We start from the raw sequence: 266 nt of genomic DNA on the forward strand, positions 1-266 counted from the left end.
CTTGATTTTGTCGCCATTTTTAACAGCTGATTGTTTTACTTGTCTACCATTTAAAAAGGTGCCGTTGGAGGAGTCGAGATCTTCCATGTATAGCTGGCCACTTTTAACTTCTAATGCTACGTGCTTTCTGGAAAGGTGTTCCAGAGGTAGCGTTATGTCGCAGCTTGGGTCTCGACCAATAACGACGCGTTTATTGATGACAAAACGGCTTTGGTCTAGCCAGCTTGCGCTAGAGTAGATAGACCAACCCGCAGAGTAGTTTGTCG

1 protein-coding gene is annotated in these 266 nt (G+C 45.1%); it reads right to left on the reverse strand.

The annotated features are described in order from the left end of the window. Nucleotides 1–266, reverse strand: a 266-nt coding sequence (locus A3757_RS04815) for an FHA domain-containing protein (RefSeq protein WP_156506182.1), incomplete at both ends; no start/stop codon positions are given.

The sequence above is a fragment of the Oleiphilus sp. HI0117 genome, assembly GCF_001635235.1.